Consider the following 8,701-nt stretch of genomic DNA (forward strand, 5'->3'; position numbering starts at 1 on the left):
CCGGCCCGCGGGAAGAGCCGCAGGCCGATCACGGCCGGCTGGAGGCCGCGGGTCCTCCTGGCGCCGAGCGCGGCGCGGACGACGCGGGTGCGCAGCCATGCGTATGGGTCGGTGTCGGGCCCGTCGGCGAGGTCCTGGGCGACGCGCGGGAGAGCGCGCTGGACGAGGCGGTGCGCGTCCAGCACCCGGCGGTGGCGGCCCCGGTCGTCGGGCAGGACGAGGTAGGCGAGCCGCACCAGGCGCGTGTACTGCTCGACGAGGACGGCCTCGGCCCGGTCGACGGCTATCCGGCGCTCGGGCTGGTGGTCACTGCGGGGTTCGGGGGCGCGCGGGCGCAGCCTCCCCTTCGACTCGGGCATGACACGTCAAACGACCGACGCCCGTGGCGGACACCCCGGCACCGCGGATGAACGGAATTGCATCACCTCTGCCGCATGACGTCGTTTCCGTGCGCGTCCGGGGCCGAATCGCCTGCGGATCTGCCGGTACCCCAGCACGTGACCGCGGCTGGGCCCGCTCTCCTGCCCAGCGGGACGGATGCCGCCCGCGGCACCGTCCCGGCCGGACCCGCCGTCCGCTAGAGTGCGTCGCGGGCCGTGACTGGCGCTGGGGTGGAGCACCACCGGGGAGCGGCTCGACGCGATGTCACAGCCGTGCGCCTGGGCGATCGTTCCCTCACGCCCGGAGGAAGACATGTCTGCGACTCGGACGGCCCGCATCATGGACGGCGCGGCTCTCGCGCGGCGCATCGTCGACGACACCGCGACGAAGGCGGCACGGATCGCCCGGATCACGGGCAGCAGCCCGTGTCTGGCGACGGTACTGGTGGGAGACGATCCCGCGTCGGTCACCTACGTCCGCATGAAGCAGGCGCGTTGTGCGAAGGCGGGTATCGAGTCCCGGCACATCGCCCTGCCCGCCGGCACCACGACCGCCGCGCTCGTGGAGACACTCGCCGGCCTGTCCGCCGATCCGGGCGTGCACGGCATCCTGCTCCAGCATCCCTGCGGCCCGCACATCGACGAGCGTGCCGCGTTCGACGCCATCGCTCCCGAGAAGGACGTCGACGGGGTGACGTCGCAGTCGTTCGCGGCCATGAGTCTCGGGCTGCCGGGCTTCGTGTCGTGCACGCCCGGCGGGATCATGCGGCTGCTGGCGGAGTACGACGTGGAGCTCGCCGGGAAGCGGGCCGTCGTCGTGGGGCGCAGCGCGATCCTCGGGAAACCGGCCGGGATGCTCCTGCTCGCGCAGGACGCGACGGTCACGTACTGCCACTCCCGCACGGAGGGTCTCCCGGAGATCGTCCGGGAGACGGACGTCGTGGTGGCGGCCGTGGGGCGACCCCGGCTGATCCGCGGTGCGGACATCAAGCCGGGCGCGGTGGTCGTCGACGCGGGGTACAACGCGGGGAACGTGGGTGACGTGGACTTCGACGGCGCGGTGGGGCGGGCGGGTCTGATCACGCCCGTGCCCGGCGGCGTCGGTCCGATGACCATCGCCGTCCTGCTCACGCAGACCGTCGAGGCCGCCGCGCTCCAATCGGGCATCGCCGACCCGGGCCCCGCCGGCAGCTGAGCGTCCACCGGAGGGGGCGGCTCTTCTACGCCTGCTGCGGTCCCGGACCGTGGCCCAGGGTGTCACCGGCGATCTGGGCGAAGGCGCGCACGAGAGGGCTCCGTGTGCCCTTCGCCCAGGCCACGACCACCGTGCTGCGGGGCCGGTCGTCGAGGGGGACGACGGTCAGACCGTGGGGCACCGGCTGACCGGCCGGGGCGACGGCCGCCGTCCCGTTCCACAGGGCGGCCTGCAGGCACTCCTGGATCGTCCGGACGACGGGCCCGGGGTCCCCCTCCCCCGTCCAGAACGCGGCCCACACCGGGTCGGTGCCCTCCGGCAGACGTACCCAGGGGCGTCCTCGCAGCTCCGCCGTGGACACCGTGGCGCGGCCGGCGAGCGGGTCGTCCGTGCGCAGGACGACGCCGACGGGCACCGCGTGCAGGGCCCGCGCGCTCAGGCCCGTGGCGTCGAAGGGCGTCCGTGTGAGGGCCACGTCCACCGCGCCGTTGCGGAGCCCGGCGGTCGGGTCCCCGAGGTCCGTCTCGTGCACCGTGACCCGGACATGCGGAAACCGGGCGCGGAACTGCGGGACGAGATGTGCGCCGACCTGCTCGGCGGTGTCGGCCAGGGTGCCGACGGTCAGGGTCGCCGTGCCCGCCGCGTCGCGTACCCGGCCGCGGATGCGGTCGGCCGCGCCGAGCAGGGTGCCCGCCTCCGCGTACAGGACCGCTCCGGCCGGTGCGAGGTCGACGCCGCGCGGGGTGCGTTCGAACAGGACGACGCCGAGTTCGTCCTCCAGCTGCCGGATGGCGCGGCTGAGCGGCGGCTGGGTCATGTGCAGGCGGGCGGCGGCCCGGCCCACGTGCCGCTCCTCGGCGACGGCGACGAAGTACCGGAGCTGGCGAAGGTCCACGCCGGGCACGATACCCGTGGGGTATCAGGGGTACCGAGCCGGACTTGGACGGCCGTCGGCGCACCGGCCGACGATGGGGGCATCCGCAGACGAGGGAGCGTGATGCACATGTCCGGGCCGCGACTCACGGTCGGCTGTTTCCCCTACGACACGACACGGCCGCTGCTCGACGGAAGCGTCGGGATCGACGGCGCCGAGGTCTCGGTGCGGACCGGGGCCACCCTTCCGGAGATCTTCGAACGGCTCGTGTGCGACGAGGAGTTCGACGTCGCCGAGCTGGGCCTGACGTTCTACCTCCGGCTCCTGGAGGCCGGAACCCTGCCGTACGTGGCCCTGCCGGTCTTCCCGGTCCGTATGTTCCGGCACTCGGCGGTGTTCGTGAACACGCACAGCGGTGTCCGCGGCCCCCGGGACCTGGCGGGCCGGACCATCGGCGAGTTCGGCACCTACGGCCAGGACCCGGGGGTGTGGAACAAGGGGGTGCTGATGGACGAGTACGGGTTCCGGCCCGAGTCGAGCCGCTGGGTGATCGGCGGCCTCGACCGTCCCGCGGCGCCGTTCGCGTTCACCCCGCACCCGCACCCGGCCGATGTCGACGTGCGGCCCGCCCCGGAGGGGAAGTCGCTGGGCGGCATGCTCGACGCCGGCGAGATCGACGTGCTGTTCACCGCGAACGTGCCGCAGTGCGTCCTCGACGGGTCCCCGAACGTCACGCGGCTGTTCCCCGACTTCGAAGCGGTGGAACGCGACTACTACCGGCGGACCGGCATCTTCCCGATCATGCACACGGTGGTGATGCGCAGGGACCTGCTGCGCGAGCGGCCGGAGCTCGCGCACTCCGTCCAGCGTGCGTTCACCCGGGCGAAGGACCTGTCGGCCGACCGCTACCGGCAGCGCCGCAGGTGGTACCAGGCGCAGACGATGGTGCCGTGGATGAACTCCCTGGTGGACCGCAACGCGGACCTCTTCCCGGAGGACTGGTGGCCCTACGGGGTCTCCGCCAACCGCACGACGCTCGACACGTTCCTGCGGTACCACGTCGAGCAGGGGCTGTCCTCGCGCCGCTGGACCGTGGACGAGATCTTCGCCGCCGAGCTGCTGGACACCTGACCCCGGCGGCCGGGGCCGCGGTCAGCGCGGGCCGGGCCCGGGGCCGGCCTGGAGGCGGAGGCCGGCCAGGGTCAGCTCCAGCGCGGCGAGGAACTGGTCCCGGTCGTCGTGCCCGGCGAACTCGTCGGCGATCTGCCGGACGAACGGGAACTCGCCCGCGTCGAGCGACCGCCACGACTGCGCGTAGCGGTCGAGGTACTCGTCCCGGCCCACCTCACCGTCCAGCAGCTCCTGCGGAATCTCCGCGCCCAGGTCGGCGGCCGTGCCGACGACGACGCCCGTCACCGCCGACACCGCGTGGAAGCGCTCGCGCGGGGTGAGGTCGAGGCGGAGCGTCTGCTGACCGAGCTTCTCGTACAGCCGCAGCGAGTTCCCCTGCACGTCGGTGTTGCGCATGAAGTAGGCCGACAGCCACGGCCGGTCCACGATCGCGTCGAACAGCGCCACGGCCATCACCCGCAGGTCGTCGATCGGGTCGGCGGTCTCCGGCTGGTCCTCGACGGCGGCCAGGACCCCGCCGATGGCGTGGTCGGTGGCGCGGTCGAACAGCTCGTCCTTGTTCGACACGTACCAGTAGATCGTCCCGACGCCCGTGCCGAGGCGCGCGGCGAGGGCGCGGAACGTCAGCGCCGACGCGCCCGCCTCGTCGAGCAGGGCCACGGCCGCGGTGAGGACGGCCTCCATGGAGTGCGTGGCGCGCCGGCGCCCCCGGGGGGAACCTCCGGCGTCGGCGGAGCTGGGTCGCGGGCGTGTCATGCCCTCCATCCAATCACAATTTGCCCCCTCATCGAACGACGTTCTAGTATGGAACGTCGTTCGATCGTCGACGACGTTCCCGAAAGGAGGCCGGCCATGACCACCACCGCCACCGAGCCCGCTTCGACCCGTACCTATCCGTCGCTGCGCGCCGCCTGGATCCCCCTGGCCGCGCTCTGTCTGGCCTTCTTCGTCGAGATGGTCGACAACACGCTGCTGTCCATCGCCCTGCCCACCATCGGCCGCGACCTCGGCAGCGGCACGACCGCGCTGCAGTGGGTCACCGGCGCCTATTCACTGACCTTCGGCGGCCTGCTGCTCACGGCGGGATCCATGGCCGACCGCCTGGGGCGCCGCCGCGTCCTGCTCGTCGGCCTCGCCGTCTTCGGCCTGCTCAGCCTGTGCGTCGTCGCGGTCGAGTCCGCCGGCGAGCTCATCGCCCTGCGCGCCGGGCTCGGCGTCGCGGCCGCCGCGATGGCGCCGATCACCAACTCGCTGGTCTTCCGCCTGTTCGACGATCAGGCGCTGCGCATGCGCGCGATGACCCTGATGATCGTCGTCGGCATGTCCGGCTTCGTGCTCGGCCCGCTCCTGGGCGGCTCCGTGCTGACCCACGTGCGCTGGGAGTGGCTCCTGGTCGTCAACGCGCCGATCGCCCTGATCGCCGCCGTCGGCGTGCGCCTCGGCGTCGCGCCCGACCGGCCGCAGGACCTCACCCGGGACAGGCTCGACCTGCCGGGCGCCGTCCTGAGCGTCCTCACCATCGGACTGGCCTGCTACTCGCTGACCAGCGGCGTCGAGCACGGCTGGCTCTCGACGGCGACGCTCGCGTCGATCGTCGGCGCCCTGGTCGCGGGCTGCGCGTTCGTGGTGCACGAGCGCCGCAGCAAGGCCCCGATGCTGGACCTGCGCCTCTTCTCGAGCGGCACCGTCCGCGGCGCCGCCATCGCCCAGATCGGCACCTCGATCGCGATGGCCGGCGTGATGTTCGGACTGATCCTCCACTTCCAGTACGCCTACGGCTGGAGCCCCATGCGGGCCGGTCTGGCGAACCTGCCGATCATCGTGACCATGATCGCCGCGACCCCGCTGTCGGAGTGGCTCGGCAAGAGGTTCGGGCACCGCGTCGCCTGTCTGGTCGGCGCGGCCTGTCTGACCGTCTCACTGGCCGGTCTCGCCTGGGGCGTCGACCACGGGTACGCCGCCATCGCCGCCTCCATGGTCGTGATGACCGTCGGGCTGCGCACCGTGATGACGATCTGCGCCGTCGCGCTGGTCGAGGCGATGCCCGCCAACCGCACCTCGATCGGCACCGCGCTCAACGACACCGCCCAGGAGGTCGGCACCAGCGTCGGCACGGCGGTCATCGGCACGCTGATCGCCGCGCTGGTCACCACGCAGCTGCCCGCGGGGGTGTGGCGCAGTGACCTCGTGCAGTCGTTCTTCCACGGCGAGCGGATCGCCTACGGGGTGCTCGCCGTGATCGTCGGACTGATCGCGACCGGCGGCGCGCTCACGCTCACGAACTCGCACACCGTGGACGAGCACGCCTGAGGCACCGACCCGCGGGCGCGCATCCGCGACACGTGGCTCCGTGCCGCACCCGCGCCGCCCGCACCACGCCGGGCCGGCCCCGATCCCCGGGACCGGCCCGGCGTGGTGTCTCCCCCGGCGCCGCCGTCACAGGCGCAGGTGGGACGCGCCGTTGAGATCGACGACCGTGCCCGACGCCCACATCGCCGCGGGAGAGGCCAGGAAGTGCACGGTCGCGGCGATCTCCTCCGCGGTGCCGACCCGGCCGAACGGGCTCTGCGCCCGCAGGTCCGCGCCCTCCGGCCCCGCCAGCCGGGCCGCCTGGCGCTCCGTGGCCACGAAGCCCGGGGCGACCGAGGTGACCGCGATGCCGTGCGGTGCGAGGGCGACGGCGAGCGACTGGCCCAGCGCGTGCAGGGCGGCCTTGGTCGTCCCGTACGCGGGGAAGTCGGGCTCCCCCTTGAAGGCGCCGCGGGAACCGACGTTGACGATGGCACCGCCGTCGCCGCGCTCGATGAGGTGCCGGGCGACGGCCCAGCACAGATCGGCCGGTGCGAGCAGGTTCACGTCGACCATGCGCCGCCACACGCGCTGCCAGTCCGCCAGCGGGGTACCGGCGACCGGATGCCGGTTCGCCGCCGTCGGCGCCACTCCCGCGTTGTTGACCAGGACGTCCACCGATCCCAGGGCCGCGACGGCCCGCTCGACGAGCTGCTCGGCGGCGCCGGACTCGCCGAGGTCGGCCCGGAGCACCGCGTGTCCCTCGCCGGGCAACTGCCTCAGCGTCTCCTCGGCCTCCGCGCGGTCGCTCGCGTACTGCACCGCGACCCGGTCGCCGCTCCGGGCGAACGCCAGCGCGACCGCCCGCCCGATCCCCCGCGAACCACCCGTCACCAGCACGGACCTCATCGCACGGCCTCCCCGCGCGGGACACGCCGGACGAGCGGCGGGGCGGATGGGGTGAGGGCACGGCAGGGCATGGCACTCTCCTGGTCGGCGGACCTGACGCCACGGGCCGGGCGTGGGCACGGACCTGACGGCGTCAGGACCTGGCGGCCCGTTGGTGCTTACGCGCGTGGACTCTACGTGAGACGTCCGACGCCCCCGCACACCGCCGGGTCGCCTCGGCGCCGCGGGCTCAGCGGGACGTGAGGGCCTCGGGCCGGGGGCGTGCCGGGCTCCGGCCCGCGGGCACGGTCCGCGGCCGGCGCATCGAGCCGACCGTCACCACGATCCAGGCTGCGGCCCACACCGCCCCCACCACCAGGGCCGCCACGGCGGGCGCCGGATGCGGTGGGGGCTCGCCCAGGCCGGGGGCGGCACCGGTCGCCCGGGCGGTGAATCCGACGACGCCCGCCGTGACCATGGCGATCCCCGTCCAGGACACGGCCCAGACCGTCCAGCGGACCAGGCGTCCTGTGAGCGGCAGGAGGAGCAGCAACGCGACGGCCGCCATGCCGAGTCCGAGGCCCGCGTTGCCCAGTTGGGCAGAGAGGACGTCGCTGCCGCTGCGCCCGGCGTACGAGGACTGCGGTGCGGGGAAGCCCGGCATGCCCAGCTCTTCCCTGCGGGCCAGGTCCACCTTGCTGACGGTGTAGGCGAGGGCGCCCGCGCAGGCGACGGCGGCGGCGAGCGGCCGGGCCCACGCCGCCCGGCCGGGGTTCATGTTCGTACGGTCTCGGCTCATGGGTCCAGCCTGGCCGTGGCGCCCGGCAGGGACCTCCTCCCCCGGTACCGGCCGCCTCCGCCGCGCGGCGGAGGGACGGCGCCGGTCCTGGACGCCGCCCGGCGCGGGCCGCCCTGCTCACCAGTCGTGCACGCTCCCGTCCGCCAGCCGGTTCACCGGCAGGTAGGCCGCCTCGTACGGGTGCCGGGCCGCGAGGTCCTCGTCCAGCTCCACGCCGATGCCGGGCGCCTCGCCCGGGTGGAGGTGCCCGTCGGCGAACGTGTAGGCATGGCGGAACACCTCCTCGGTGAGCGCCGTGTGTCCCGAGTACTCCTGGATGCCGAAGTTGTGGACGGCCAGGTCGAGATGGACCGCGGCCGCCATGCCCACGGGCGAGATGTCCTCAGGGCCGTGGATCGCGCTCCTGATCTGGTACTGGGCGGCGAAGTCGAAGAGCTTGCGCAGCGGGGTGACGCCACCGAAGTGCGTCACGGCGGAGCGCACGTAGTCGATCAACTGCTCGGTGATCAGGGCCTGGTAGTCGTGGACGGTGTTGAAGACCTCGCCGAGGGCGAGCGGCGTCGTCGTGTGCCGCCGGACCAGCCGCAGCGCCTCCTGGTTCTCGGCGGGCGTGCAGTCCTCGAGCCAGAAGGGCCGGTAGGGCTCGAGGTCCTTGCCGAGGCGGGCGGCCTGGACCGGGGTGAGCCGGTGGTGCGCGTCGTGGAGCAGCGGCAGCTCGGCACCGAACTCGGCGCGGACGGCCTCGAAGACGGTGGGGAGGAACCGCAGATAGGCGTCGGTGTCCCAGTCCTCGACGCGCGGGCGTGCCTGCTGGTGCGGGACCGCGGCGCCGGCGCCGTCGGTGGTGTGGACGCCGTAGACGGCCCGGAGGCCGGGGATGCCGGACTGGATGCGGACGGCCTGGTGACCGTCGTCGAGCGTGGCCCGGACGGAGTCGAGGAGTTCGGGGATGTCCCGTCCGTTCGCGTGCCCGTAGGTGCGCACGCGCTCGCGGCAGGCGCCGCCGAGGAGCTGGTAGAGCGGGAGTCCCGCCGCCTTCGCCTTGATGTCCCACAACGCGACGTCGACCGCGGCGATCGCGGCCATGGTGACGGGCCCGCGCCGCCAGTACGCGCCGCGGTACAGGTACTGCCAGGTGTCCTCGA

8 protein-coding genes, 1 pseudogene and 1 riboswitch are annotated in these 8,701 nt (G+C 73.7%); of the genes and pseudogenes, 3 read left to right on the top strand and 6 right to left on the bottom strand.

Translation table 11 applies throughout. The features are described from left to right. Window positions 1-359: pseudogene (locus GTW43_RS26370) on the bottom strand (hypothetical protein); the annotation flags it as partial. A 227-nt stretch (window positions 360-586) separates the two neighbouring features. Beyond that, window positions 587-672, top strand: a riboswitch (ZMP/ZTP riboswitch). Window positions 673-693: 21 nt separating this feature from the next. Here GTW43_RS26370 and GTW43_RS26375 point away from each other — a divergent pair. Next, window positions 694-1,575, top strand: a complete 882-nt coding sequence (locus GTW43_RS26375; RefSeq protein ID WP_161304468.1) for a bifunctional 5,10-methylenetetrahydrofolate dehydrogenase/5,10-methenyltetrahydrofolate cyclohydrolase — start codon at window positions 694-696, stop codon at window positions 1,573-1,575. A 25-nt stretch (window positions 1,576-1,600) separates the two neighbouring features. Here the strand turns inward: GTW43_RS26375 and GTW43_RS26380 are convergent, their stop codons facing one another. Continuing rightward, on the bottom strand, window positions 1,601-2,470 hold the full coding sequence (locus GTW43_RS26380; protein WP_161304469.1) for a LysR family transcriptional regulator: 870 nt from the start codon (window positions 2,468-2,470) through the stop codon (window positions 1,601-1,603). A 108-nt stretch (window positions 2,471-2,578) separates the two neighbouring features. Between GTW43_RS26380 and GTW43_RS26385 the strand changes: the two genes are divergently transcribed. Next, on the top strand, window positions 2,579-3,580 hold the full coding sequence (locus GTW43_RS26385; RefSeq protein ID WP_161304470.1) for a phosphate/phosphite/phosphonate ABC transporter substrate-binding protein: 1,002 nt from the start codon (window positions 2,579-2,581) through the stop codon (window positions 3,578-3,580). Between the two features lie 21 nt (window positions 3,581-3,601). Here the strand turns inward: GTW43_RS26385 and GTW43_RS26390 are convergent, their stop codons facing one another. Continuing rightward, complete coding sequence (locus GTW43_RS26390) at window positions 3,602-4,264, bottom strand: TetR/AcrR family transcriptional regulator (protein ID WP_161304474.1); 663 nt, start codon at window positions 4,262-4,264, stop codon at window positions 3,602-3,604. Between the two features lie 168 nt (window positions 4,265-4,432). Here GTW43_RS26390 and GTW43_RS26395 point away from each other — a divergent pair, with 168 nt between their 5' ends. After that, on the top strand, window positions 4,433-5,890 hold the full coding sequence (locus GTW43_RS26395; protein WP_161304471.1) for an MFS transporter: 1,458 nt from the start codon (window positions 4,433-4,435) through the stop codon (window positions 5,888-5,890). Window positions 5,891-6,016: 126 nt separating this feature from the next. Here GTW43_RS26395 and GTW43_RS26400 read toward each other — a convergent pair whose 3' ends face one another. From GTW43_RS26400 to manD, 3 genes are all read right to left on the bottom strand, one after another. Next, window positions 6,017-6,778, bottom strand: coding sequence for an SDR family oxidoreductase (locus GTW43_RS26400; protein ID WP_161304472.1), 762 nt, complete (start codon window positions 6,776-6,778; stop codon window positions 6,017-6,019). 229 nt (window positions 6,779-7,007) lie between these two features. Then, window positions 7,008-7,556, bottom strand: coding sequence for a hypothetical protein (locus GTW43_RS26405; protein WP_202501953.1), 549 nt, complete (start codon window positions 7,554-7,556; stop codon window positions 7,008-7,010). A gap of 117 nt (window positions 7,557-7,673) precedes the next feature. Next, window positions 7,674-8,701: D-mannonate dehydratase ManD (manD, locus tag GTW43_RS26410; protein ID WP_161304473.1), on the bottom strand; the 1,028-nt coding region annotated here is incomplete at its 5' end.

This window comes from Streptomyces sp. SID5785, assembly GCF_009870065.1.
Taxonomy (GTDB): Bacteria; Actinomycetota; Actinomycetes; order Streptomycetales; family Streptomycetaceae; genus Streptomyces.